This window comes from Thermodesulfobacteriota bacterium, from assembly GCA_030583865.1.
GTDB lineage: Bacteria > Desulfobacterota > GWC2-55-46 > GWC2-55-46 > GWC2-55-46 > UBA5799.
Map to the genome: position 1 here is coordinate 2,332,837 of CP129479.1, position 25,425 is coordinate 2,358,261.

26 protein-coding genes and 1 riboswitch are annotated in these 25,425 nt (G+C 56.9%); of the genes, 20 read left to right on the plus strand and 6 right to left on the minus strand.

Going from position 1 to position 25,425, the window contains the following annotated elements:
* The first annotated feature begins 25 nt into the window (after positions 1-25).
* The 10 genes from hisB (at position 26) to QY316_11130 (ending at position 7,125) form a co-directional block, all read left to right on the plus strand.
* Complete coding sequence (gene hisB / locus QY316_11085; GenBank protein ID WKZ32445.1) at positions 26-652, plus strand: imidazoleglycerol-phosphate dehydratase HisB; 627 nt, start codon at positions 26-28, stop codon at positions 650-652.
* Between the two features lie 36 nt (positions 653-688).
* A complete protein-coding gene (gene hisH, locus QY316_11090) occupies positions 689-1,297 on the plus strand; it encodes an imidazole glycerol phosphate synthase subunit HisH (protein ID WKZ32446.1) in 609 nt (202 codons plus the stop codon).
* A 13-nt stretch (positions 1,298-1,310) separates the two neighbouring features.
* The gene (hisA, locus tag QY316_11095; protein WKZ32447.1) at positions 1,311-2,033 is read left to right on the plus strand and encodes a 1-(5-phosphoribosyl)-5-[(5-phosphoribosylamino)methylideneamino]imidazole-4-carboxamide isomerase; all 723 of its coding nucleotides are present in this window, start codon (positions 1,311-1,313) and stop codon (positions 2,031-2,033) included.
* 153 nt (positions 2,034-2,186) lie between these two features.
* The gene (hisF, locus tag QY316_11100; protein ID WKZ32448.1) at positions 2,187-2,954 is read left to right on the plus strand and encodes an imidazole glycerol phosphate synthase subunit HisF; all 768 of its coding nucleotides are present in this window, start codon (positions 2,187-2,189) and stop codon (positions 2,952-2,954) included.
* Positions 2,951-3,463: a DUF2127 domain-containing protein gene (locus tag QY316_11105; protein ID WKZ32449.1), complete on the plus strand. Its 513-nt coding sequence runs from the start codon at positions 2,951-2,953 to the stop codon at positions 3,461-3,463. Before hisF ends, QY316_11105 begins: the two co-directional genes overlap by 4 nt.
* A 168-nt stretch (positions 3,464-3,631) precedes the next feature.
* Positions 3,632-4,006: a 30S ribosomal protein S6 gene (gene rpsF, locus QY316_11110; GenBank protein WKZ32450.1), complete on the plus strand. Its 375-nt coding sequence runs from the start codon at positions 3,632-3,634 to the stop codon at positions 4,004-4,006.
* A complete protein-coding gene (gene rpsR, locus QY316_11115; protein WKZ32451.1) occupies positions 3,999-4,322 on the plus strand; it encodes a 30S ribosomal protein S18 in 324 nt (107 codons plus the stop codon). Before rpsF ends, rpsR begins: the two co-directional genes overlap by 8 nt.
* A gap of 11 nt (positions 4,323-4,333) precedes the next feature.
* Positions 4,334-4,780 (plus strand): 50S ribosomal protein L9, encoded by a 447-nt coding sequence (gene rplI / locus QY316_11120; GenBank protein ID WKZ32452.1) that lies wholly within the window; start codon positions 4,334-4,336, stop codon positions 4,778-4,780.
* A 48-nt stretch (positions 4,781-4,828) separates the two neighbouring features.
* Positions 4,829-6,235 carry a replicative DNA helicase gene (gene dnaB, locus QY316_11125; GenBank protein WKZ32453.1) on the plus strand — a complete coding sequence of 469 codons (1,407 nt, stop codon included), beginning with the start codon at positions 4,829-4,831 and terminating at the stop codon, positions 6,233-6,235.
* Positions 6,223-7,125, plus strand: a complete 903-nt coding sequence (locus QY316_11130) for a nucleotidyl transferase AbiEii/AbiGii toxin family protein (protein WKZ32454.1) — start codon at positions 6,223-6,225, stop codon at positions 7,123-7,125. Before dnaB ends, QY316_11130 begins: the two co-directional genes overlap by 13 nt.
* Here QY316_11130 and QY316_11135 read toward each other — a convergent pair.
* Positions 7,102-7,965: a hypothetical protein gene (locus tag QY316_11135; protein WKZ32455.1), complete on the minus strand. Its 864-nt coding sequence runs from the start codon at positions 7,963-7,965 to the stop codon at positions 7,102-7,104. The genes QY316_11130 and QY316_11135 overlap by 24 nt on opposite strands.
* 251 nt (positions 7,966-8,216) lie before the next feature.
* Here QY316_11135 and priA point away from each other — a divergent pair, with 251 nt between their 5' ends.
* The 6 genes from priA (at position 8,217) to htpX (ending at position 15,240) form a co-directional block, all read left to right on the plus strand.
* Positions 8,217-10,619 (plus strand): primosomal protein N', encoded by a 2,403-nt coding sequence (gene priA / locus QY316_11140; protein WKZ32456.1) that lies wholly within the window; start codon positions 8,217-8,219, stop codon positions 10,617-10,619.
* A gap of 304 nt (positions 10,620-10,923) precedes the next feature.
* Positions 10,924-11,541: a hypothetical protein gene (locus tag QY316_11145; protein ID WKZ32457.1), complete on the plus strand. Its 618-nt coding sequence runs from the start codon at positions 10,924-10,926 to the stop codon at positions 11,539-11,541.
* Between the two features lie 232 nt (positions 11,542-11,773).
* Entirely contained in the window at positions 11,774-12,304 is a 531-nt protein-coding gene (gene def, locus QY316_11150; protein WKZ32458.1) for a peptide deformylase, read from the plus strand.
* Positions 12,305-12,483: 179 nt separating this feature from the next.
* Positions 12,484-13,431: a methionyl-tRNA formyltransferase gene (gene fmt, locus QY316_11155; GenBank protein ID WKZ32459.1), complete on the plus strand. Its 948-nt coding sequence runs from the start codon at positions 12,484-12,486 to the stop codon at positions 13,429-13,431.
* Entirely contained in the window at positions 13,424-14,245 is an 822-nt protein-coding gene (locus QY316_11160) for a DUF116 domain-containing protein (protein WKZ32460.1), read from the plus strand. The genes fmt and QY316_11160 overlap by 8 nt, the downstream gene beginning before the upstream one ends.
* Before the next feature lie 158 nt (positions 14,246-14,403).
* Positions 14,404-15,240, plus strand: a complete 837-nt coding sequence (htpX, locus tag QY316_11165; GenBank protein WKZ32461.1) for a zinc metalloprotease HtpX — start codon at positions 14,404-14,406, stop codon at positions 15,238-15,240.
* 72 nt (positions 15,241-15,312) lie between these two features.
* On the opposite strand, the gene QY316_11170 is transcribed toward htpX, so the two are convergent.
* The gene (locus tag QY316_11170) at positions 15,313-15,720 is read right to left on the minus strand and encodes a PilZ domain-containing protein (GenBank protein ID WKZ32462.1); all 408 of its coding nucleotides are present in this window, start codon (positions 15,718-15,720) and stop codon (positions 15,313-15,315) included.
* 213 nt (positions 15,721-15,933) lie between these two features.
* Here QY316_11170 and QY316_11175 point away from each other — a divergent pair, with 213 nt between their 5' ends.
* A complete protein-coding gene (locus tag QY316_11175; GenBank protein ID WKZ32463.1) occupies positions 15,934-16,500 on the plus strand; it encodes a tetratricopeptide repeat protein in 567 nt (188 codons plus the stop codon).
* 90 nt (positions 16,501-16,590) lie between these two features.
* Here the strand turns inward: QY316_11175 and QY316_11180 are convergent, their stop codons facing one another.
* From QY316_11180 to QY316_11195, 4 genes are all read right to left on the minus strand, one after another.
* Positions 16,591-17,883, minus strand: a complete 1,293-nt coding sequence (locus QY316_11180) for an adenylosuccinate synthase (protein ID WKZ34118.1) — start codon at positions 17,881-17,883, stop codon at positions 16,591-16,593.
* Between the two features lie 26 nt (positions 17,884-17,909).
* Positions 17,910-18,914 carry an ATP phosphoribosyltransferase regulatory subunit gene (gene hisZ / locus QY316_11185; protein WKZ32464.1) on the minus strand — a complete coding sequence of 335 codons (1,005 nt, stop codon included), beginning with the start codon at positions 18,912-18,914 and terminating at the stop codon, positions 17,910-17,912.
* 90 nt (positions 18,915-19,004) lie between these two features.
* Positions 19,005-20,588, minus strand: coding sequence for a phosphoglycerate dehydrogenase (serA, locus tag QY316_11190; GenBank protein ID WKZ32465.1), 1,584 nt, complete (start codon positions 20,586-20,588; stop codon positions 19,005-19,007).
* Position 20,589: 1 nt separating this feature from the next.
* Positions 20,590-21,735 (minus strand): alanine--glyoxylate aminotransferase family protein, encoded by a 1,146-nt coding sequence (locus QY316_11195; protein ID WKZ32466.1) that lies wholly within the window; start codon positions 21,733-21,735, stop codon positions 20,590-20,592.
* Positions 21,736-21,941: 206 nt separating this feature from the next.
* Positions 21,942-22,027, minus strand: a riboswitch (ZMP/ZTP riboswitch).
* Positions 22,028-22,412: 385 nt separating this feature from the next.
* On the opposite strand from QY316_11195, the gene QY316_11200 reads away from it, so the two are divergent.
* From QY316_11200 to QY316_11210, 3 genes are all read left to right on the plus strand, one after another.
* Positions 22,413-23,117 (plus strand): polyprenol monophosphomannose synthase, encoded by a 705-nt coding sequence (locus QY316_11200; GenBank protein WKZ32467.1) that lies wholly within the window; start codon positions 22,413-22,415, stop codon positions 23,115-23,117.
* Positions 23,118-23,374: 257 nt separating this feature from the next.
* Positions 23,375-24,613 carry a DegT/DnrJ/EryC1/StrS family aminotransferase gene (locus tag QY316_11205; GenBank protein ID WKZ32468.1) on the plus strand — a complete coding sequence of 413 codons (1,239 nt, stop codon included), beginning with the start codon at positions 23,375-23,377 and terminating at the stop codon, positions 24,611-24,613.
* A gap of 1 nt (position 24,614) precedes the next feature.
* Entirely contained in the window at positions 24,615-25,361 is a 747-nt protein-coding gene (locus QY316_11210) for a class I SAM-dependent methyltransferase (protein WKZ32469.1), read from the plus strand.
* Positions 25,362-25,425 lie beyond the last annotated feature (64 nt).

The following is a 25,425-nucleotide window of genomic DNA, read 5'->3' on the forward strand; positions in this document are numbered from 1 at the left end:
TTTATCTCTGATACGGAGTGCAATCATGGCCCGCAAGGCGAAGATCGCAAGAAAGACCCGGGAGACGGACATAACCATCGAGGTAAACCTTGACGGCTCGGGAAAAGCGGACGTAAAGACGCCGCTCCCGTTCTTCGACCACATGCTCGCGAACATGGCAAGGCACGGCCTCCTTGACTTGAAGGTCCGCGCAAAGGGCGACATAGAGGTAGACTTCCACCACACGGTAGAGGACGTGGGCATAACCCTCGGCGAGGCCGTAAGGAAGGCCCTTGGGAAGAACGCCGGGATAAGGAGGTGCGCCTCCGCGACCGTGCCCATGATGGACTCGCTCTCGACAGTCGTGCTGGACGCAAGCAACAGGCCCTATTTCAAGTTCAACCAGACGAAGGCCTCTTTCTCGGTCAACGAGGTCTACTCCTCGGTCAAGGGCAATACCGTAGAGAAGACCTTCGACATGGGCCTCATGAAGGAGTTCATGAAGGCCCTCTCGAACAGCGCCGGGCTCGACCTCCACATAACCCTCCACTACGGGGAGGACATCCACCACGCGATAGAGTCCGTGTACAAGGCCCTGGGCCGGGCGCTCGGCGCGGCGACTGCCATAGACCCCAGGATAAAAGGGGTGCTCTCTACAAAGGGCAAGCTCTGAGGAGCCGCCCTCCGCGTTCCCATACAAGATTCGATTATGATAGCGATAATAGATTACGACATGGGGAACCTCCGAAGCGTTGCCAAGGGCTTCGAAAGGGTCGGCGCGAATGCGCTTGTGACCAGGGACAGCCGCGCCATAATGGACGCGAGCCATTTGGTGCTTCCGGGTGTCGGAGCGTTCAAGGACTGCATGAGGAACCTGGAGGAATACGGGCTGGTGGAGCCCATCCTAAAATCCATAGAAAAGGGAAAGCCGTTCCTCGGCATATGCCTGGGACTTCAGCTCCTTTTCGAGGAATCCGAGGAGTTCGGCCCGCATAAGGGCCTCGGGGTCATAAGGGGACGGGTGAAGCGATTTCCCGCCGCACAGGGGCTCAAGGTGCCGCACATGGGCTGGAACGAGGCCAGGAAAAAGAAGGGCTCGGCCCTTCTCGAAGGGATAGAGGACAATTCCTTCTTCTACTTCGTGCACTCGTACTACGCCTCTCCGGAGGACAGGTCGGTGGACCTTACCACCACCGAATACGGAGTGGAGTTCACGAGCGCGATAGAGCGGGATAACGTCATGGCCTGCCAGTTCCACCCTGAAAAGAGCCAGAAGACGGGCCTCAAGGTGCTCGATAATTTCAGCAGGATGCGCTAAAGGGAGGCAGGAAATGATAATTTTCCCTGCAATAGACATAAAGAACGGCAGGTGCGTGCGCCTTACGCAGGGCCGGATGGAGGACGAGACCGTCTACTCGGACGAGCCCTGGGAAGTGGCGAAGAGGTGGGAGTCCCTGGGCGCGTCGGTCATACACCTTGTCGACCTTGACGGCGCGGTCGAGGGCAATGCCCGGAACCTGCCTGTCATAAAGAAGATAATCTCCAACATAAAGATTCCCGTGCAGATAGGCGGCGGCATAAGGGACGTAAAGACCGCAGAGACCTATGTATCCATCCCAGGCGTAAAGAGGATCATAATCGGCACGGCGGCCTACGAGAACCCGGCGCTCGTCCACACCCTCACCCGCAAGTACCCGGGGAGGGTCGCGGTCGGCATAGACGCGAAGAACGGGAAAGTGGCCATAAAGGGGTGGGTCACCGTCACCGACGAGCGGGCTTCCGAGTTCGCTAAGAAGCTCGAAGGCGCGGGGGTCGCCTGCATCATCTACACCGACATCTCCCGTGACGGGATGCTTGCCGGGCCGAACGTAGAGGCGACGAGGGAGATGGCCGAAAGCGTGAATATCCCGGTCGTGGCCTCGGGCGGCATATCGGCCATCGCGGACATCGAATCATACAGGGGCGTGCCCCTCGAGGGCATGATCATCGGCAAAGCGCTCTATTCCGGCGCAATCGACCTCGGAGAGGCGATAAAAGCCGCGGGAAATCTTTAGCAGCTTGATGAAGAACTCTATTTTTATTCAGGCTGCTCAAAAAGCTCCAGATGCGAGGCGTCGAGGAGCGAGGAATGAGGCGTACTTTTCGTGTACGCCGCAGTGACGAGTGACGAAACAACGACGCAGATGGACTTTTTGAGCAGCCTATAGATGCTTACCAAAAGGATAATACCCTGCCTGGACGTCAAGGACGGCCGGGTGGTAAAGGGCGTAAGCTTCCTCGAGCTACGGGACGCGGGAGACCCTGTCGAGTCGGCCAAGGCCTACGAGGAGCAGGGCGCGGACGAGCTCGTCTTCCTCGACATTACCGCCTCGCACGAGGAGAGAAAGACCATCCTCGACGTGGTCGAGAAGACGGCCTCCGAGGTCTTCATGCCGCTTACCGTGGGCGGCGGCATAAGGACGCTCGGCGACATAAGGGAGCTTCTGCACGCCGGGACAGACAAGGTCTCGATAAATACGACCGCGGTCGAGGACCCGGACTTCGTAAGGCGCGCCTCCGAGCGCTTCGGCAGCCAATGCATAGTCGTCGCCATAGACGCGAAGAGAGCGGGCAACGGCTGGGAGGTCTTCACCCACGGCGGGAGGAAACCGCGCGGCCTCGACGTTGTAGAATGGGCGCGGAAGGTCGAGTCCCTCGGCGCCGGGGAGATACTCCTTACGAGCATGGACAGGGACGGGACCAAAGACGGCTACGACCTGGAGCTTACGAGGGCAGTTTCGCTTGCCACCTCCATACCGGTCATCGCATCTGGCGGGGCAGGCACACTGGAGCACATGTACGAGGCGTTCGAGGCCGGGCTCGCGGACGCGGCGCTCGCGGCCTCCATCTTCCACTTCGGGGTCTTCACCATACCGGAGACAAAGGAATACCTTAAGAGGAAGGGCGTAAGGGTGCGCCCGCCCGGGAAGGGATGAAAAAAAAGAACGACGGGTTCCTTAAATTCATCATAGCCTACAAAATCGTCCTCGGGATAGCCGAGGTGGCCGTGGGCTTGAGCATCTACAGGCACCTCGGGGCGGACGTCCAGGAGGCCCTGACCGTAATGGCAGTGAACCTCAACCTCGACGCCGACAACAGGTTCATAGGCGCGGTCATAAGCAGGGCCGGCATGATGGGAAGCGGGACCCTGAAGCTCATGGTCGGGGTCGTCCTCTTCCTCGGGGTGCTCAACTTCTTCGAGTGCGCGGGCCTGTACTTGAGGCAGCGCTGGGCCGAATGGACGACCGTCTTTACGACCGGCATATTCATACCCTTCGAAATATACGAGATATTGGACGAACCGACCCTTTTCCGGACGGCTATCCTCGCGATAAACATAGCTATTGTCTACTATCTCGCCAAGCACAAGGAACTTTTCGGCAGGCGTCCCCGTGCCGCGCACAACCCCCGTAAGCCGTCTTATACCAATCCCGCCAGCAAATAAAACTTGCGCATTCCCGGCTGAAATAGTATAAAATCTGTTTCCATAAGTGCATAGGGGCTATGCACCCGGCCGCTGCTTCGAGAGTGCCGGCCTATATCAACCACCACCTTGTCCCGTAAAAACGGGAACAGACCCGCTCGAATTAGCGGGGGACCAGAAGGAGGAAACATGAACAGGTACGAAACGGTCTGCATTGTCCGGCCCGACATTGCAGAGGATGCCATAAAAGGCATCATCCAGAAGGCCTCGTCGTCGCTCGAAGGCGCCGGCGGGACCGTGGTAAGGGTCGACGAATGGGGGAGGAGGAAGCTCGCCTATCCCATTCAGAAAAAGGGAGAGGGCTACTATTTCGTCCTCCAGTACACGAGCTCGCCCGAGGCCAGCAAGGAAGTCGAAAGGCTCTTCAAGTTGAGCGAGGACGTGCTCCGTTACCAGACCATCAGGATCATCGCCACAAAGAAGGCTGAGGAGAAGACGGCGGCAGAGGCCCCGGCGGCCGCTGCCGAAGCAGCCCCGGCGGAAGGAGGTCAGGCAAATGGCTAACGAAAGACCTGAGAGGCCCGAAAGGCCTGAAAGACCCTCAAGGCCGGGCGGCGGCAGGCCTGACAGGCGCGAAGGCGGACGCCCCGATAGAAGGCCCTACCACAAGAAAAAAGTCTGCCGCTTCTGCAAGGACAAGGCGCTGGCGATGATAGACTACAAGGACGCAAAGGCCCTGCGGCCTTTCGTGACGGAAAAGGGCAGGATAGTCCCGAGGAGGATTTCCGGGACCTGCGCCAAGCACCAGAGGATGGTCAGCAACGCCCTGAAGAGGGCGCGTAACCTCGCCATCCTGCCGTTCACGACTACCAGCATATAGGAGCTAATGTCATGAGGGTGATACTTAAAAAAGACATGGATAACCTCGGGGCATTCGGCGACGTGGTCAAGGTGGCCCCGGGATATGCAAGGAACTACCTCATACCGCAGGGCATCGCGGCAGAGGCCAACAGGAGCAACTTGAGGCAGTTCGAGGCGGAGAAGGATGCGCACCTCCGTAAGCTCCAGGCGAAAAGAGAAAAGGCCGAGACGCTGAAAGCCAGGCTCGACGCGGTCTCATTGAGCTTTACGAGGAAGACATCCGAAGAGGACAAGCTCTTCGGCTCGGTCACGGCTCACGACATCGAGGAAGGGCTCAAGGCCCAGGGCTTCGAGTTCGAGAGAAAGGACATCGTGCTCGAAGAGCCCATAAAGAGCCTCGGGGAGCACGCGGTGAAAGTAAAGCTCCACCCCGGCATTTCAGCGGAAGTCAAGGTCAGCGTCCTTAAAGAAGAATAACCTCCCAACTTGGGCCGCCGCCCAGGCGGCGGCCCTTTTTTTCTCCCCATGGCTATTCAGGCACCGAAAGAGATCGCCACCCGCAGGGTGCCGCCGCACAACATCGAAGCGGAGCAGTCGGTCCTCGGCGGCATACTCCTTGAAAAAGACTCCATAAACAAGGTCCTCGAAGTCCTTTCCCCCGACGGCTCGGATTTCTACCACGACGCGCACGCGAAGCTATTCAAGGGCATGGTCAAGCTCTTCGAGAAGACGACGCCCATTGACGTCGTGACCCTATCGGACCTCTTCAAGGGCTCGGACGAGCTCGCGTCCGTAGGCGGACTGCCCTACATAATCGAGCTCGTTGAGACCACGCCCACTGCCGCCAACATCATGTACTACGCCCGGATCGTAAAGGGCAAGGCGGTGGTGAGGCGGCTCATAGGCGCGGCGACCGAAATCGCCACCCTGGGGTACGAGGGGGTCGAAAACCCAGACGACTTCGTTGACCAGGCCGAGCAGAAGATATTCCAGATATCCCAGGACAGGACCAAGAAGTCCTTTTATGCGTTAAAAGACCTCATAAAGGGCGCCTTCGAGTCCATAGAGAAGCTATACGAGAGGAAGAGCCACGTTACTGGCATCTCCACGGGCTTCAGGGAGCTCGACAAGCTCACAGCGGGGCTACAGGATTCCGACCTCGTAATCATAGCCGGAAGGCCGGGCATGGGGAAGACCTCCTTTGCCCTGAACCTCGCCGAGAACGCCGCTATCGACGCGAACGCCCCAGTCGCCGTCTTTTCGCTCGAGATGAGCAAGGAGCAGCTCGTCCAGAGGATGCTCGCCTCAAGGGCCAGGATAGACCTCCAGAAGCTCAGGAACGGGTTTCTGAAAGACGAGGACTGGGGAAAGCTCACGACAGCCGTGGGCACCCTGTACGAGGCGCCCATCTACATAGACGACACGCCCGCGCAGACCGTCCTAGAGATGAGGGCAAAGGCCCGCAGGTGGAAAGAAGAGTTCGGCCTCAGGCTCATAATGGTAGACTATTTGCAGCTCATGCGCGGCAGGAAGGGCGCGGACAGCCGCGAGCAGGAGATATCCGACATATCGCGGTCTTTAAAGGCCCTGGCAAAGGAGCTGCACGTGCCTGTTGTGGCCCTCTCGCAGCTTTCGAGGCGGGCTGAGCAGCGCGAGGGGAGCGTTCCCCAGCTATCGGACCTCCGCGAATCAGGGGCGATAGAGCAGGACGCGGACGTCGTAATGTTCGTCTACAGGGAAGGCGTCTACAAGAAGTGCGAGTGCCCTGCGGACCTATGCACCTGCGGCGTGAGGAAGAGCGCGGAGATACGGGTCGAGAAGCAGAGGAACGGCCCCACCGGGGTAGCCAGGCTCACCTTCATGAACGAGTACACCCGGTTCGAGGACCAGGCCCCGCACGAGTACGACATACAGGGCGAGTGGGTGGAGTAGTGTTAACGCGTGATAATAAAAAATCTCAAATAGAATTCATTAAGAGAACCGCGATAATCGCCCTTTTTTCTGACGATCATCTCATGAATATATTTGTCTTGAAAGGAGGTAACGCCATTGATTTAATTCTGAATATCAATGAAAGGTCTTCAATGGATCTGGATTTTTCAATTGAAAACGACTTTTCAGAAGAAGAACTTGACCAAATTAAATTGAGAATCGAGCGTACTCTTGAGAATACTTTCAAAACACATGGATTCGTAGTCTTTGATTTGTCTTTTCAGAAAAGGCCGGAGATCATTCCGGATAGCATTAAAGAATTTTGGGGCGGCTATCAAATTGAATTCAAAGTAATAGACATGGTAAAAAAAGGGTTCGCAAAAAATTTGAATGATTTGAGAAGAAGGGCAGAGATTATCGGCAATAAACAGCAGAAAAAAATCAAAGTCGATATCAGTAAATATGAATATTGCATTCCGAAGATCGAAAAAGAGATCGACGGCTATACGATTTACATATATTCTCCTGAAATGATTGTATGCGAAAAACTACGCGCAATATGCCAGCAAATGCCTGAATACATTGAAAAAACAGGCAACAGAAAACCATCGGCCCGCGCCAGAGATTTCTTTGATATCTATCATGTTTCAAAAAATTTTGGAATTGATTTGGCTGAGGAGGAAAATTCGAGACTACTTAAGCTCATTTTTGAAGCAAAACGAGTTCCTTTACATTTAATTGGACAAATAGAAAAGGAAAAAGAATTTCACAGTCACGACTTTATTGCTGTCAAAGATACGGTGAGAAGCAACAAAATAGAAGATTTTGCTTTTTATTTCGAATACGTTGTTAACATGACCAAAGGATTAAAACCCCTTTGGGAAATATAACTTCCAAGTCTTTGAATATTCCATTTCATGCATCTGATAAGTCAGATAAAAATCATATTTGATTTCAAATTTTCTCATAAGATTAATTTGAGTCTCTGAATATTTGCCAGTCCGCTCCAGATAGAATCCAACGGCCTGATGATACGGATAAATATAATTCAGTTGTTTTAAAACAGCAGAAAGCTTATTGACAGAAACCCTTTCACTTGCCGATCTATACGCATTAAGTACTTCGAAAACTCCACCTGAGTAATTAGGCCTTACTACTATATCAATCAGAGTTCTCTCAATGTCAGTAATTGGCAATAAGCTCGCCCCCACCTCCATGTCGATTACACTCAAACTGCCGGTATGCATGCCATTTAAAATACAGACCTTTTTGCCGTCAAATTCCGCAATATTGTTCGATTGGCGTGGTCTTTTTTTAAAAGCCAGGTCAATACGGTTTTGTTCCAAATTGCCTTCTTGTCGAATTTTGGGCGGTTGTTCGAAATTTAGATAAATTGTATTTGGTATTTGCTCCGTCAAGTCGTGCAAAAACATCGCGGTATAGTGTGAAAAATATGCATTTGGTTTTAACGACAAAACAAGTTCAAAAATTGATGCTTCTCCCAAGCTGTACCTTATTATATTTCTTGACGGAAAGCTGAACCTGAGTTCCTTTAAGCCAATGTTATCGATTAAAAAAGCTATGAATTTCTGAACAGTAATTGATTCTGGCAGCTCCCACGCGACCCTATTCAGATTCATATGACCTTCGATATTGGCGCGGGTCATCACTCGCGATGCGTTCTCAAAAAAGCTTTTTATCTCAGGTAATTTTTTTCTGGTTTTTTTCATTCTCAATCAAGATACACTTCCATCATGTTATATATATGGAAGTGCCTATTATAGAGTATATGTAGTATATATACAACATATACTCGGCATCTAACGATTGCCATAGGTGAGTATGTTGTATATATACATCATACTCACTGAATAGCCACAGGTCAAACTAAAAAAACAATGAAACCAACCACTTCAAAAATGACTTGCCATACTTGACAGGCATGGTGTTGTATATATACTACACCATGCCAAATCCTACAATGAAAAAATACGCAGAGATAGCCGTGGCCCTTCCGGTCGAGACGACCTTCACCTACAGCGTCCCGGAGGAGTTGGCGGGAGAGGCGGCCCTGGGAAAGCGCGCCCTCGTGCCCTTCGGGAGGCGGCTCGTGACCGGATACATCATAGGTCTCCATGCCGCCCCTCCCGCAGGGATAAAGGAGATAAAGGCCGTCTCGGACATACTCGACGCCTATCCTCTTTTCGACGAAAAGCGCCTCAAGTTCTTCAAATGGCTCTCCTCATATTATTACGCGCCCCTCGGCGAGGCGCTCTCTCTCATACACCCCGGGGCCGCCAACCTCAAAAGCTCCCGCTTTATACGGGCCTCCGCGGACGTGGAAGTCCCGAGCGGGCTCTGCCGGCTTGAGGCTTCCATACTTGAAGCGGCTGCCGGGAAGGGCGTCTCGGTCTCGGCATTGAAAAAGAGGTTCAGCGGAAAACCCGTATATAGCGTCATCTCGAGACTCGGGAAAAAGGGCCTCATAATCGAGGAAGATTCAATCGAGGGCGGCGGCTCGAAAAAGACCGAAAGGCTCGTGAAGCTGCTGGACCAGGGGGCCGCCGAGGCCGTCAAGGCCCCTCTCCAGAAAAATGTATTGGCTTTCCTTGACGGCGCTGGCGGCGAGGCAACGATGGGGGCGCTCGTTGACGGGCTCGGAAACGGCGCAAGAAACGCTGTGGCGAGGCTTGCGGAAAAGGGCATGGTGAAGATAGAGGAGCGCCGTGTCCACAGGGACCCCTTTTCTGCCATAGCCCCGAGACAGGTCCTGTTCGAGCCCAATGCCGAGCAGAAGGCCGCTATAGACAGGATAGCCGAGGCCATCGGCACGGGCGGCTACAGCCCCTTCCTCCTCTACGGCGTGACCGGGAGCGGGAAAACGCTCGTGTATCTCAAGGCCCTGCAAAAGGCGGTGGAGGCAGGGAAAAGGGCCATCATCCTCTCGCCGGAGATAGCCCTCACGCCCTGGCCCGCAGCCTACCTTAGCGCCCTTTTCCCCGGAAGGGTAGCGCTCGCGCATAGCGGCCTTTCCGAAGGCGAGAGGCTTGACGAGTGGCAGAAGGCGGTGGAGGGCAGGGCCGACATAGTGGTCGGGGCGCGCTCGGCCCTTTTCACGCCTTTAAGCAGCCTCGGGCTCATCATAGTGGACGAGGAGCACGAGACCTCCTACAAGCAGGAGGACGGGGTAAGGTACAATGCGCGCGACTCGGCCCTCATGCTCGCAAAGCACCTGGGCATAACGGTGGTCCTCGGCTCGGCTACGCCTTCCATAGAGACCTTCCATAACGCAAACACCGGGAAGCTTGCGCCGCTCGTCATAACGAAGAGGGTGGATTCAAGGCCGCTCCCCACGATGGAGCTTGAGGACATGCGGGGGAAAAAAGAGGTCGTCTCAGAGAGGCTCTCCTCACTCCTTTCCGAGACCCTGGCCTCGGGAATGCAGTCGCTCCTTTTCCTCAACAGGCGCGGGTTCGGAAGCTCCATAATATGCAAGGATTGCGGAAGGCGTTTCGAGTGCCTGAACTGCTCGGTGCCCCTTACGCTGCATAAGGGAAAAAGGAAGCTCCTCTGCCACTACTGCGACCTCTCCATTCCGGCGCCCTCGCTCTGCCCGGACTGCTCCGGGGCAAACCTCGCCTCGATCGGCGCTGGGACCGAGAGGGTCGAGGAGGAGGTCCTGCGAATCCTGCCTGAGGCCCGCGTCGGCAGGATGGACCGGGACACCGCATCGCTTAAAGGGGCAGCGAGGAGGATAATCGGGGAGGTGGAGGATAAGAAACTCGACGTCCTCATAGGCACGCAGATGGCCTCGAAAGGGCACCACTTCCCGGGTGTTACGCTCGTGGGTGTAGTGTCCGGCGACACGTCCCTCAATATCCCGGATTTCAGGTCTACTGAAAGGACATTCCAGCTCATAACCCAGGCAGCCGGACGGGCCGGGAGGGGGAACGACCCGGGGCACGTGGTCATACAGACCCTGAACCCGGGCCATTACTGCTTCAGGGCCATAATGGCCCATGATTACGACTCCTTTTTCAGGGAGGAGATCGAGAACCGTAGAGAGCTACTCTATCCTCCCTTTACCCGCCTCTGCGTCTTGAGGTTCGACGGCTTGAACGAAGGAGAGGTGGCCAAGGCCGCAAGCGCCCTCAAATTGGCGGCAGAGAAGATAATCACGGTTAAAAAATTTGAAATATTTGCGCTCGGACCTGCCCCGGCCCTTGTGCAGATGGTGAAAAACCGGCATAGATGGCAGATACTGTTGAAAAGCAGCGAAATAAACCCCCTCCATTCGCTGGTCCGCGCCCTCAAGGCCCATTTCGAGGCCGGCAAAAGCAGGGTTGCCCTCTCCATAGACATGGACCCGGCAACCGTGGTCTAAGCAGGCTGCTGAAAAATCCATCTGCGTCGAAGGCTACGCCGCTGGCTACGAAGGCGGACACGAAAAGCACGCCTCATTCCTCCCTCCCCTGTTCCAATGGGGCCTCGCATCTTGAGCTTTTTTGAACAGCCTGTATAAAACCTGTATAAAAAAGGAGCTCCAGCAGGCTGCTGGCCCGGCACGAAGGAAAAACCGCCCCTGAACCCTCTCCCAAGCCCGAATTGACACCCCCCACACCCGGGTATAGACTTAAAATAGGTACTCTAAGTAGGTGTAACATATATGTTTTAAGGAAGGAGGCAATATGGCATACGTATCGGACACCGGTACTCCCGGCATGTACAAATACGAGCCCTGGTACTACCGTGTCTCATGGGGCGGGATCTTTGCCGGCACGCTGGTAGCCCTTGGCACACAGCTGCTGCTGATGCTGCTGGGCATGGGTATCGGCATGGGTATCATCAGCCCTGCCGAGGGTTTTGAGGGCGTAGGGGTCGGCACAGGTATCTATATCCTTCTGGCAACGCTGGTGTCGCTCTTTGTAGGCGGCTGGGTTGCCTGCAGGATTTCCGGGATAACCGATAAGCTCAAAAGCGGCCTTCATGGTCTTGTCGTCTGGGCGCTTTTCACATTCACGGCGTTCTACCTCATGACCACGGCCGCGGGCGGGCTTATCAGCTCCTTTGCAGGCATAATCGGCAGGAGCGCGGCGATAGCAGCCGGCGAATTCCCGGGCGTAACCCCTGAGATGACGCAGGCAGCCCTTGACGCGGCTTCACGGGCTTCGCTCTGGGCTTTCTTCGCCCTTATCCTGAGCGCCGCAGCGGCGGTGCTCGGCGGATGGGTGGGCCGCTCCAAGGAGGTAACCACCATCGGCGCGGCAGCTGCCGAGGAAAGGGAAAGAGGCAGAAGGGCCGCATAATGGCTGCGTTCACCTCAAAAAGCCCGCGTGTAGACGCACGCGGGCTTTTTTTGGGCCTGAGATAACTGGTTTGTGCTCAAATACCGCCTTTACAAGGGCCCGGCCCGTGTATTATCATATTGTAATAAGGCCTTTAGCGGCCTTATGGCGTAAAAAGCAAGGCATCCGCCAAAAATCAGGCACTTTCCCGCTTCTCCCGTAAGGCCGGGAATATAAGCGGAGCATACATGGCATGATACTCGAAATACTGAAATATCCCGACCCTTTCCTGAAGACAAAGGCCGGGCCCGTTGAGGCCGTTGACGACGGCATAAGGAAGCTCATAGACGACATGGTCGAGACCATGTACCACGCGAAGGGAATCGGCCTCGCCTCCGTGCAGGTAGGCGTGGACAAGAGGGTCGTTGTCCTCGACGTCCCCGATGAAGACGACCGGGAGCGGGTAAAGGGAAAAAACCTTCTGGCGCTCGTGAACCCCGAGATAATATACAAAGAGGGCGTGACCACCTTCGAGGAGGGCTGCCTGAGCGTCCCCGGCTTCACAGCTGACGTCGAGCGAGCCTCGGTCTTGAAGGTCAAGGCCCTTGACAGGAACGGCAGCCCTGTCGAAATAGAGGCCGGCGGACTTCTGGCCATCGCCATCCAGCACGAGATAGACCACATAGACGGGTTCCTTTTTATCGACAGGCTCTCGCGCATAAAAAAGGAAATGATGAAGAGAAAGATAAAGAAGGCGCTGGAGGCGGAGGAGAAGGCCCTCTGAAACCGGGCCCGGCTTCTTCATCGGCAAACCTTTTCTCGTAAACTTTTTTAAGCCAACCTCTAAAGAGAGCTTTCCCGCAATCAAAGGAAAAGTATTTTTATTCGCGTAATTACGCAGAGTCAGGGGAAAAGATCAATTTTTAAAGGTTGACTTATTCCGCCCAGGAGACCTTTCAAGCATTGGCCGGGCCGGCAGCAAAGATAATTTTCATGGGAACGCCGCTTTTCGCGGTGCCGTCTCTTCGCGCCCTCATTGCCGCAGGGCACCATGTGCTCGCGGTCGTGACCCAGCCGGACAAGCCCCGTGGAAGGGGTCTTTCTCCCCTGCCCTCTCCGGTAAAGGTCCTTGCGCTCGAAAACGGCATACCCGTAATCGAACCACTGAAATTGAGGGACGAATCCTTCGTCGAAAGACTTCGGAGCCTCGGGCCCGACCTTATCGCAGTCGTGGCCTACGGGAAGATACTGCCGCCTGCCATACTCTCACTCCCCCCGAAGGGGTGCGTCAACCTCCACGCGTCGCTTCTGCCGAAATACAGGGGTGCGGCCCCCATAAACCGGGCCATAATGAACGGCGAGAAGGAGACCGGCGTTTGCACCATGCTCATGGACGAGGGCATGGACACCGGGGACACGCTCATCTGCGAACGCGTGCCCATAGGAGAGGATGATACGGCAGAGGACCTCGCGAGGACGCTTTCGGAAAAAGGGGCCGCAGCGCTCCTTAACACCGTGGACCTCATGGTAAAAGACGCTGTGAAGCCCGTTCCGCAGGACGATAGCCTCGCCACGTACGCGCCTGTTTTAAAAAAAGAAGACGGCAGGGTCGATTGGACCAGGAGCGGCATTGAGGTAAAAAACCAGGTCAGGGGGCTCTACCCGTGGCCCGGCGCTTTTACTTGCCGGAAGGGCTCGCTTTTGAAAATACACCGCGGCATGGCAAAAGAGTCCGCAGCCCCTGCGGGCGAGCCCGGGGCCGTGCTGGAGGCGGGCAAGGACGGCATACTCGTGGCCTGCGGGAAAGGGGCTTTCCTCATAACCGAGCTTCAGCCCGAGAATAAGAAACGGATGAGCGCGGCAGAGTTCGTGGCCGGCTACAGGATCGCACAGGGGGAGCGGCTTGGCTGACGGGCGCACGCACGGAGGGACGCATGGCATAGGTCGCGGGAGCGCCGGGAGCGTTTCCTACAGACCCGGGCGGAGCCTCTTCGCGGGCCTTGTCTTGCTCCTTGCATTTGCGGCGGCGACCTTCGGCTTTCTCCTGTGGTATGTGCCGACCGTGGGCCTCAGGAACATCCACCCGGCGCTTCCCTGGCTCCTGGGCGTCGTAACGCTCGTACTTTCGCTTGCCATCTTCGGCGGCGGCGCCATCATACTCAATGCCGCGCTCCGGGGCAAGGTCCCCTTCTACGCCGGGTGGCTCCGCTGGCTCATAATGAGGTTCTATCTCCCGGTCATGTCCATGGCCGGGGCGCTCCTCAAGATGCCGAAGATACGGGTCGAGCAGGCCTTCATAGATCTCAACAACCAGATGGTCAGGATGATGGCCAGGGGCTTGAAACCAGGGCGCCTCCTCATACTCATGCCCCACTGCATACAGTTCGACAACTGCAGGATAAAGGTAACGAGGGACGTAAGGAACTGCGCCGGCTGCGGAAAGTGCGAGATAGGAGAGCTCATTTCGCTAAGCGACGAGTTCGGCGTCAGCCTCTTCATCTCGACCGGCGGCACCGTCGCAAGGAGAAAAGTCCAGGAGGAGAGGCCGGACGCGGTCATAGCGGTCGCATGCGAGAGGGACCTCGCGAGCGGCCTTCAGGACGCATATCCCCTTCCGGTCCTGGCCATAGTGAACGAAAGGCCCCGCGGCTACTGCATGGAGACCGGGGTCGCGGTCAAAGACGTGCGGCAGGCCGTCATAGAGCTTGCAGGCCGGGCCCCTTAGCCCTTTTTCAGCGCAGGAATCGGAAGCATTTTCTTCCCCATCCCAACCCTTCAAACAGTACTCCCTTAATAAGATATAATCAAAAGAGGGCCCGGTAGCTTCCCGGAGCCGGGATTGAGAGGGTTTCCGGCGGGCAGGCCCGGGCCGGGAGGGGCCTTATGAATTATTTGAAGACAGCCGCCCTTTTAGCGGTGCTTACAGCCTTGTTGATCTTTCTGGGAGACATGCTCGGCGGACGCCAGGGCGCGGTCCTCGCGCTCGTCTTCGCGGGAGCCATGAACTTCGGTGCCTACTGGTGGAGCGACAGGATAGTCCTTCGGATGTATAATGCAAGGAGGGTGGACGAGGGGAGCGCGCCCGGACTCTATAGCATAGTGGCGGAGCTTGCGGGAAGGGCCGGGATGCCGGTGCCGGCGGTCTATGTAATAGAGAACGACACCCCGAACGCCTTTGCGACCGGCCGGAACCCTGACCACGCCGCGGTGGCCGTGACCACCGGCATCGTGAGGATACTCGAAAGGGAGGAGCTCGAAGGGGTAATAGCGCACGAGCTTTCGCACGTAAGGCACCGGGACATACTCATCTCATCAATCGCGGCGACCATCGCCGGCGCCATAATCCTTCTTGCGCGCCTCGCGTACTTTTCGGCCATATTCGGCGGGCGGCGCGGACGGGGCGGCAACCCTCTTGCGCTGCTCGTGATGATGATAGTCGCGCCGATTGCCGCGATGATAGTGCGGCTCGCGGTGTCGAGGTCGAGGGAGTACGGCGCCGACGACGGAGGGGCCGGCCTTACGAACCCCCTTTACCTGGCGAGCGCCTTAAGGAAGCTCGAATACCAGAACAGGAGCCATCCCATGCAGGTGAACGACGCCACGGCGCACCTCTTCATCGTGAACCCGCTAAGCGGGCAGTCGTTCGCGAGGCTCTTCTCAACCCACCCGCCCATAGCGGAACGGGTCCGGCGGCTTGAGGGTAAAGCCGCGGGCATGTGAGGCGAGCGCAAAAAAAAGGCGGCCCGTTGGAAGGGACCGCCTTTTGATTTCAAACAGAGCGCCTGGCAGGGTTCAGGTCCTCTGGTGCTCGTTCCTTTTCTTGTAGAAGGTCAGGAATTCGTCCATCGCGACCCTGTCAGAGTCGTTAAGGTCGAGGAACATGATGCCGTAGCGGAGTATCTTCCTCGTGTTTTCGCCCGAGGGCCGTATCCTCCTCGGCGCATCCGTCCCGGGCTCCACGCGAATAATCTCGCCTGTTATCTCAACCGACCTGTCGGTGCCGGGCAGGGTGAAGGTGTACTTCACGAGGGAGCCCTTGGGGACGATGAAGCCGGTCTCCACGAGCGCGCCGCTCGTGCTTATGTTCACGGTGTTGCAGAGGCATGATTCCGCCGGAACGGAGCTCCCTTCGAGCTTGAGCTTGCCGAGTATCTGCAGCTCAAACCTGTCCGCCCTCGCCAGCTCCTTCAGGTTGCCCATCTCGAATCCCCTCTCGTGGCCGATGCGTAAAAGGCTTTCCTACCAGTTGAAATCCAAGGATTTGCACTATATATCACGAATGAAAGCTCAGGTGAAATCTTTTTTTCATGCGCGGGCCGGGCCGCCTTTATGCCAAATATGATTTGCGTTGATTTTCAGGCCATGTTTTGTTAGTATCCGAAAAAATACCCCTGTCTAAGCAATAGGAGGAATATGGGCAGCTCAAACGCATATGATAGGCTTTTAAAGACGACAATATTGTCCCTGACCGCTCTAATTCTGGTTGCGCCTTACGGCTGCTCCAAGGCCGAGAAGGAAGCCGCCGCTCCCGCGGAACAGCAGCAGCAAGGGCAGCAGACCGCCGACCCTTCCGACCCGGCAAAGGCGCACTTCGAAAAAGGTGTGCAGCATCTCCTTAAAAAGGAATACGACCTCGCAATAAAGGAATACGAGACCGTGCTCCAGTACAATCCCAGGAGCGCCGAGGCCCACAACAACCTCGGGTTCGCTTATTTCGACACCGGGGAGTTTGAAAAGGCCGCGGAGTCCCAGAAGAAGGCGATTGAGATAAAGCCCGACCTCGCAAACGCATACTACGGCCTCGCAATGGCCCAGGAAAAGGCCGGCGACCTTATAGGGGCCCTTGAGAGCTGGAAGTCCTTCTCGGACCTTTCGCAGCCGAACAGCAAGTGGTGGACCAAGGCCCAGGAGCGCATACAGATCCTGGAAAACTACAAGTCAGCCCACGGCGAGGACGCAGGCAAGCCCGCCGGACACTAAAACCCGCAAGACCTTAAAACGAAAGAGGCAGGCCTTCCGGCCTGCCTCTTTTTTTTCTTTGATGAGGTGTGGTCTAAGGACGCGCTGAATCTACCTGAACGGGTCTTTCATTACGATCGCGTCTTTCCTGTTAGCGCCAACAGAGACTATGACGGCCTCCACCCCTGAGAGCTCTTCAAGCCGCCTTACGTAATCCTGCGCCTTGCCCGGCAGCCTCTCGAAACTCGTCACGCCCTGCGTGGGCGCGCGCCAGCCCTCCATCTCCTCGTAGACCGGCTCGCAGCCGGAAAGGACCGAGCCTTCGGTCGGGAAGTCGTCTATCAACTTCCCCTTGTACCTGTAGCCGGTGCAGACCTTTATCTTCTCGAGCTTGTCAAGCACGTCGAGCTTGGTTATCACGAGGCCGTCAAGCCCGTTGACCCTGGCAGCGTACCGCAAGGCCACCGCGTCGAACCAGCCGCACCTCCTCGGCCTGCCGGTCGTCGCGCCGTACTCGCCGCCCTGCTCGCGGAGCCATTCGGCCTCGGCCCCGGAAAGCTCGGTCGGAAAGGGCCCCTCGCCCACCCTCGTGCAGTACGCCTTTGTTATGCCTATGACCTTGTCTATCCTTGAAGGCCCCATGCCGCTCCCGGTGGCCGCGCCGCCCGCGACAGTGCTGCTGGACGTGACGTAGGGATACGTCCCGTGGTCTATGTCGAGGAGAGTGCCCTGGGCGCCCTCGAAGAGTATCTTTTTGCCTTTGGACGAGGCGGACCAGAGGAACCTTGACGTATCGCTTATGAAAGGCGCGATAGCCTTTGCATAGGACATGTACGCCTCATGGACCTGGCCGGCCTCGAAGCCTTCCTCTCCCAGTATGGCGCTTATGAAATGGTTCTTCTCGACGAGGTTGGCGTCGAGCTTCTTCCTGAATGAGTCGGCGTCGAGGAGGTCTCCGCACTTAATGCCGCACCTTGCGACCTTGTCCTCGTAGGCCGGGCCGATGCCGCGCCCGGTCGTGCCAATTTTCGCCGCGCCCCTCAGCTTTTCACGCGCTATGTCGAGCATCTTGTGATAGGGCATTATGAGGTGCGCGTCCTTGCTTATAAGGAGGTCCTCGGGCCTGAACATGCCTTTAGCCTTCAGGAGCTCTATCTCCTTCACGAGCACCTCCGGGTCTAGCACCACGCCCGCGCCGATCACGCAGGTCTTTCCCGGATGGAGCACGCCGGACGGAAGGAGGTGGAATATGTACTTTTCCTCGCCGACGATGACGGTATGACCCGCGTTATTCCCGCCCTGGAAGCGGACGACCACGTCCGCGCTCTCCGTTAGTATGTCGACTATCTTCCCCTTGCCCTCGTCCCCCCACTGGGCGCCTACTATTACTATGTTCCTGGCCATCCTTCCCCTGTCCTTTTCCGAATTCTTCATTTTCCGCCGGGCCTGGACTCCAGGCCGGACGAGAGCTGCTCGACGTCGAAGGCGAAGCCGGTGGCCCTGCACGGATAACCGTACTTCTCAAGCAGGCTGTCGTACCTGCCGCCCGAGAGTATGGGCTTTCCGATGCCCGGGGCGAAGCCTTCGAATATGATGCCCGTGTAATAGTCGAAGCCCCTGACCTCGCCTAGGTCTATGGTTATCCAGTCCTTGAGCCCTTTGGACGCTATCGCCTCAACGACGCTCCTCAGGTAATCGAGCGATGCAAGGGCCGAAGGGTCTTTCGTGAGAGACGCGGCCTTTTCTATGACCTCTTCCTCGCCGTAGAAGTTGGTGAGGTTCATAAGGAGCTCCTTGTCGCCCGCGCCTATGCTGCCGGTCCCGCGAAGGAGCGCTTCCAGCCCCGAGGTGTCCTTTTTCTCGAGGAGCCCCTGCACGGCCTTCCTCGATCCCTCGTCAAAATGGCTCTCAAGGACCTTCTTGAGGAACCCGACGTCGCCGATGTCGATCTTGAAGTCCTTGAGGCCCACGGACTTAAGGGCCTCGATGGCCATTATAATCATCCTGGCGTCGTCTTCCGGGGAGGCCTCGGAGGATATGTACTCCGCCCCTATCTGCAGGACCTCCCTTTTCCTTCCGTCCCTCGCGTCCTGGTACCTTACGACGCTTTCGTTATAGCAGAGCTTCAAGGGGAGCGCGTGAGCGCGCATCCTGGTAGCGGCCACCCTCGCTATCTGGGGCGTTATGTCCGGCCTTATGGCTATGACGCGGCCGGTGGGCGGGTCTATGAACTTTATGACGCTCTCCAGGAGGTCGGCCCCTGCCCCGATGGAAAGGACGTCCGCGTACTCGAGGAGCGGCGTTATCACCTTCCTGAAGCCGTACCTTGAGAAAACCGAGAGTATCCCGGACTCGACTGCCCCGATCCTCTCGGCCTCGTCAGGCAATATGTCTCTGACGCCCTGCGGCAGGGATATGGTTGGCGTATCTATCATCTTTTTCCCGGAAAAAAGCCGTGTTACGCATAACATAACACGGCTTTATCCGACGGTCTATTGATTTTTATTAAAGGATTTTCGTGCGGCTCAGAGCTCCACCACGTCCGCCTTAAGCATGTGGGGGAGCTTGAGTATCTTCTCTATCAGGCCCTTGGATATGGGCGTATCAACGCTCCAGACCGATACGGCCGCGCCGCCGACCGCCTGCCTGCCGAGGTGGAGCCTGGCGACGTTTATGTTGTTCGCGGCAAGGAGCGTGCCCACGTTCCCGATGACGCCCGGCTTGTCCTCGTTCTGGAGAAGGAGGAGGTACCCTTCCGGCACGGCGTCGAGGAGGAACTTGTCTATCCTCACTATCCGCGGCTCCTTCTTGCCGAAGAGCGCTCCCTCGACCACGTTCTCCTCGTCCTTGGTGCCGACCTTTATGGTAACGGAGCTTGCGAAGTCGGTGGACCTCGAGCTCTTTATCTCGACCACCTTTATCCCGCGCTCCTTTGCGACGAACGGGGCGTTCACGAAATTGACGTACATGTCGAGCACCTGGTCGAGGAGGCCTTTAAGACACGCTATTGTTATGGGCGCGACGTCATAGTTTACGACGTCGCCGCTGTACTCGATAGTGACCTCCTCAATGCCGCCCTTAAGTATCTGCCCCTGGAAGCTCCCGAGCTTCTCGCCGAGTGAGATATAGGGCCCGAGGGCAGCGAGGAGCTCGGCCGGGATGGAAGGCACGTTCACAGCGTTCCTTATTGTGCCGTTCACGAGGTAGTCGACGATCTGCTCGGCTATGGCGACCGCAACGCTTTCCTGGGCCTCCTGGGTGGATGCGCCGAGGTGCGGGGTGAGGATAACCTCTTCGAGGTTGAGAAGCGGGTTGTCGGCCGGGGTGGGCTCCTTCTCGAAGACGTCCATTGCCGCGCCCGAGACTATCTTGTCCTTTATGGCCTGGGCGAGGTCGGCCTCGCTCACGATGCCGCCCCTTGCGCAGTTTATTATCTTAACGCCCTTCTTCATCTTCCGGAAGGCGTCGGCGTTCACTACGTTCCTGGTCTCGTTCGTAAGCGGCACGTGTATGGAGATGAAGTCGCTCCTCCTGAAGAGCTCGTCCATGGTGACGAGGGCGATGCCCATCTTGTCGGCGGCCTCCTCGGATATGAAGGGGTCGTAGGCTATGACGTTCATCCTGAGGCCCAGGGCCCTGCTCGCGACGACGCTCCCGATATTGCCCACGCCGAGGATGCCGAGGGTCTTGCCGGTTATTTCGGTCCCCTCGAACTTCTTCTTCTCCCATTCGCCCTTCCTCATGGAAGCGGTAGCCTGGGGTATCTTCCGAGCAAGCGCCATCATCATGGCGATCGCGTGCTCTGCCGTAGTTACGGTGTTGCCGCCAGGGGTGTTCATGACGACTATGCCCTTTTTGGTGGCGGCGACCGTGTCTATGTTGTCCACACCCGTGCCGGCGCGGCCTATGACCTTCAAGTTCTCCGCTGCCTCGATTATCTCGGCGGTCGCCTTCGTGGCGCTCCTTACGACAAGGCCGTGGTAGTCCTTTATCTTCGCCTTGAGCTCATCGGGCTTCAAGTTGGTTATTACGTCCACTTCGAGGCCGGGGGTGTTTTTGAGGACGTCCACGGCCCTGGAAGACATGCTGTCGCTTATGAGTACCTTCATATCACTTGTATCCTTCCGCGAGAATTTGAAGGGCGGCAGCAACACCCTTCCCGTACTGGGCCTTGTACCCGAACTTGTTGAGGGCTACTTCAAGGGCCGAGACGGCCGTTACGACGTCGAAGGTGTCCACGTACCCGAGGTGCGCGACCCTGACTATCTTGCCCTTCAAGTGGTCCTGGCCGCCGGCCATCGTGACGCCCATGACGTCCCTCATGTATTTCACGAGCTTTCCGCCTTCGACCCCCTCGGGGACGAAAATGCCGGTGGTTGCATTGGAAGGGCTCTCGGGGGCGAGGAGCTTAAGCCCCAGGGCAACGGCCGCGGCCCTTGTGGCCCTGGCTAATCTATCGTGCCTCGCGAATACGTTCTGGAGCCCTTCCTCCTTTATCATAAGAAGGGCCTGCCTCAGGCCGGTTATGAGGGAGACGGCCGGGGTATATGCAGATGTATTGTCCTTGAGGTTCTTCCTCTCTTTCTTGAAGTCGAAATAGAACCTGGGGCACTTGGCGGTCTCCTGGAACCTCCAGGCCTTCTCCGAAAGGGCCACGAAAGCAAGCCCGGGCGGGAGCATGAACGCCTTCTGCGAGCCGGATACGAGGACGTCTATGCCCCAATCGTCCATCGGGAGGTCGAATACGCCGACGCCGGTTATGCCGTCGACTATGAGAAGGCATTCCCTGTCCTTCGTAAGGGCCGCAAGCTCCTTTGTCGGGTGGGCTACTGTCGTCGAGGTCTCGCTCGCCTGGACCAGCACTGCCCGTGACTTCGGGTTTTCGTCAAGGACCTTCTTGACGACAGCCGGGTCAACTGCCTTGCCCCATTCGACGTTTATCCAGTGGGCCTTCAGGCCGTAGGCCTCGGAGATCTTCCCCCACCTCTCGCCGAATTTTCCGCCGTTTATTACGACCACCTCGTCACCGGGGGAGAAGAGGTTCGTGATAGAGCCTTCCATGGCGCCGGTCCCGGAGGCGGCCAGCATGAGGACGTCCTGTTTGGTCTGGAAAACGTATTTAAGGAGCTCGGCCGTCTCCTTGAAGACCTCCGAAAACTGGGGGGTCCTGTGGTGGATTATGGGCTGGGCCATCGCAAGGAGCGCCGACTCGGGCACAGGTGTAGGGCCGGGCGCCAGAAGGTAATTCTTTCTCATGACTAAGATTCCTCCCTTTCATCTTTATAAAAATAAATTAAGTATCAGAACACAAGAAGGCCGCCAGCCCCACCCATAAATGGCGGCATACCGGCTGCGCCACCTAAGGGGCGGCCCTAACCGCCTGATCATAAAGGCATTTTATGGCCCTTCTGCAGCCAAAAAAAACCGCCTGGAGCCGTTACATACTACCTCGGAAGAGGTAAATGCGATGCCCAGACGGTCGACAAGTATATGATCCTTCGCTCCCCGGTGGTCCCCCACCTTGATTCCGTCAGTCACGAAGGAGACTGCCTCTGTATGGGGTCTATACTAATCTCACTCCGGGGTTTTTGTCAAGCGGGATTTTGGGTCCTTGCCGGACGGGCAATTCCACTCCCGTACGCATTTCTGGAAATCAGCTCCTGACCTGTTTTGCACAATATGCGCTTGACGTTACCTTTGGGTCCTCGCCGGACGGGCAATTGCTCATGGTGCGGTTTTGTTGAAACCGGATTCCGATTGCCCGGCCGCACAGAGGCCTTGACCTTGCCTCCGGGCACCGGGCCGGAACCAGGCGGGCCCGCCAGCCGCTTCCCCTTGCTTTCCTTTTGGTTTTGCTTACGCGGACGAAAAGGGTTATATTGGAGACGGCCCTCGGGGCCCGAGATTCAGCAACCCTCGAAGGACGGTATGTGGTGCCAAAAGGCGTAACTGTAGTGCTCCCGACCTATAACGAAAGGGAGAACATAGGGAAGCTCGTCCGCGGGATACTAGATTCCGTAAAGGCCGACGTCGAGATAATAGTCGTTGACGACGACTCGAAAGACCTCACATGGAAGGCGGTGGAGGATATGAACCTGCCTTCGGTCCGGGTCATAAGGAGGGTCGGCGAGAACGGGCTCACCTCGGCGATAAAGCGCGGCATAGACGAAAGCCGCAATGAGACCGTGGTCTGGATGGACGCGGACCTCTCCATGCCGCCGGAGAAGATAAACGACCTCCTGGCCTGCCTTGAGAGCCGCGACATAGCCATAGGCTCGCGGTACGTCCCAGGCGGCAGGGACATGGGGGACTCGATGACCGCGCGCTTCATGAGCCGCCTACTCGGCATAATCGCCAAGACTGTCCTGAATGTCCCGGTGAACGACATGAACAGCGGCTTTGTCGCAACGAAAAAAAGGATAGTCAAGGAGCTCGGGCTGAGGGGCGATTACGGCGAATACTGCCTCGACTTCCTCTACAGGGCCCATAAGAAAGGATATAGCATAGCCGAGGCGCCGTATGTGTGCGTGCCGCGGCTTAAGGGCGTATCCAAGACCGCCACCGGCCTCCTGGGCTTTTTCTGGCGCGGGAGAAAGTACATATACGCCATAATGAAGCTGCGGCTTTCCCGGATATGAGACCGGCGTTCGGTCGGCAGAAGAGCCTCCCCTCCGCCCATCCTGCTCCCTATACAAGGTCGCCCCAAATCCTCCTATCAGACCGTCCTGCAGCCCCCCTTATCCTACAATTCTCTTGAATAAAGCCGGTTTATTAGAGTAAAATACCCGTCTGGCAAAAGACATTCTTCAATATGTTCCGTTTTTTTTCGAGCTTGCAAGCGCAGCGCTCTTCGGCTCCGGACTGGCAGGCGGAACGGGAAAGCGGGGTTAATGGCATGCTTAAAAGAACCGTACAGCCGGAAGATTATTCCTTCGGGGAAAAGCTCAATGTGCTTCCCGGCAAGGACCCGGAGGTAAAGATAACCCTAAAGCGCATCCCGGTTGTCGAGGAAGAGGGGAAGATGATCCCGGTCTGCGAGCCTACACTCCAGGGGAACGAGCTCAAGTACCTGAAGGAGTGCGTGGAGACGAACTGGATATCCTCAACCGGCCGGAAGATAATCGCCTTTGAAGAGGCCTTTGCCGAAAAGGTGGGGGCAAAGTATGGCGTTTCCTGCACCAACGGCACAACGGCCCTCCAGCTCGCCCTCTACGTGGCTGGGATAGGGCCGGGCGACGAGGTGATACTCCCGACCTTTACCATGATAGCCACTGCAAACGTGGTCACTCACCTGGGCGCCAGGCCCGTCCTCGTGGATGCCGACCCGTACACCTATACGATGGACCCAGGCAAAGTCGAGGAGAAGATAACCGAAAAGACCAGGGCCATAGTGCCGGTGGACATCTACGGCCACCCCTGCGACATGGACCCCCTACTTGAGATGGCCGACAAGCACGGCCTCGCGGTCATCGAGGACGCGGCAGAGGCGCACGGCGCGGAATACCGCGGAAGGAAGATAGGCTCCATTTCAGACGCCTCGACTTTCAGCTTCTACGCCAATAAGATAATCACCACCGGCGAGGGCGGCATGATAACGACCGACAGCCGCGAGTTCTACGACAAGGCCAGGAACATAAGGGACCACGCCTTCTCGGAAGAGAGGCACTTCTGGCACAAGTACGTGGGCTTCAACTTCCGGATGACCAACCTCCAGGCCGCGATAGGGCTTGCGCAGGTAGAGCGCTTCGAAGAGCTCGTGGGCGCCCGCATAAGGAACGCAGCGCTTTACAACTCGCTCCTCAGGGACGTCCCGGGCCTGAGATTGCCGCCGGAGGCCGAAGGGGTCAAGAACGTCTTCTGGATGTATGCCCTCGTCGTGGAGGACGAGTTCGGCATGAGCCGCGACGAATTGAGGAAACAGCTTGCGGACAGGGGCATCGAGACGAGGACGTTCTTCATCCCCATACACCTCCAGCCCATATACCACAAGCTATTCAAGGGAGAGTCCTTCCCCGTTTCGGAGTCCCTTTGCGCCAGGGGCCTGTACCTGCCCTCTTCGTCCGGCCTGAGCGAAAGGGACATCAGGCACGTATCTGCCGCCGTCAGAGAGATCAGGGAGGCGGCTGTCAGCTAAGGTGGAAGAATATGTATACAAAGACCTGTACGAGATGGAGGACACGTACTGGTGGTTCAGGGGGCAGAGAGAAGTGCTCTCCTCTCTTTTCGGAAAACTGGGGATCTCTTCGGGAACAGGGGCAAGGAAAAAGATACTGGACATGGGCTGCGGCACAGGGAGGATGCTGGAGAGCCTTGCCGAGATCGGAGACGCCTATGGAATCGACTTTTCACCCACCGCGATAGACTTTTGCAGGGAGCGGAATCTCCGAAAGATCGTCCGGGGCACAGGGGAGGTCCTGCCTTTCGCCGACAGGACCTTTGATATCGTAACCGCACTTGGCGTACTGTGCCATCGCGGCATTCGCGATGACGGGGCAACTCTTAAAGAGCTGGCGCGCACCATAAAGAGCGGCGGATATCTGGTACTGAGCGAACCGGCCTTCATGTTCGTGTACGGCCCGCATGACGAAGCGCAGCACTGCAGAAAAAGGTATACTGCGGGAGAAATGAAGAAACTCACCGAAGCATGCGGACTGAGAGTTGAAAAACTCACTTATTTCAATTTCTTCCTCTTTCCGGTTTTCGTAGCCCACAGGCTCCGCAAAAGATGGAGCGGCATCGAATCGGAATCCGACGTGCAGAGAATAAGCCCTCTGCTCAACAGCCTTCTATGCATCCTGCTCAGGCTTGAGGCTGGCATCATAGGCGGCCTGACGAGCCTTCCGCTCGGAAGCTCCGTCGTCTGCATCGCGAGAAAACCCTAAACGAGTACTCCACGAAAACGCCTGGCCGGTCATCGTCAGGTGCTCCCAAATCCAAAGGCTTGCG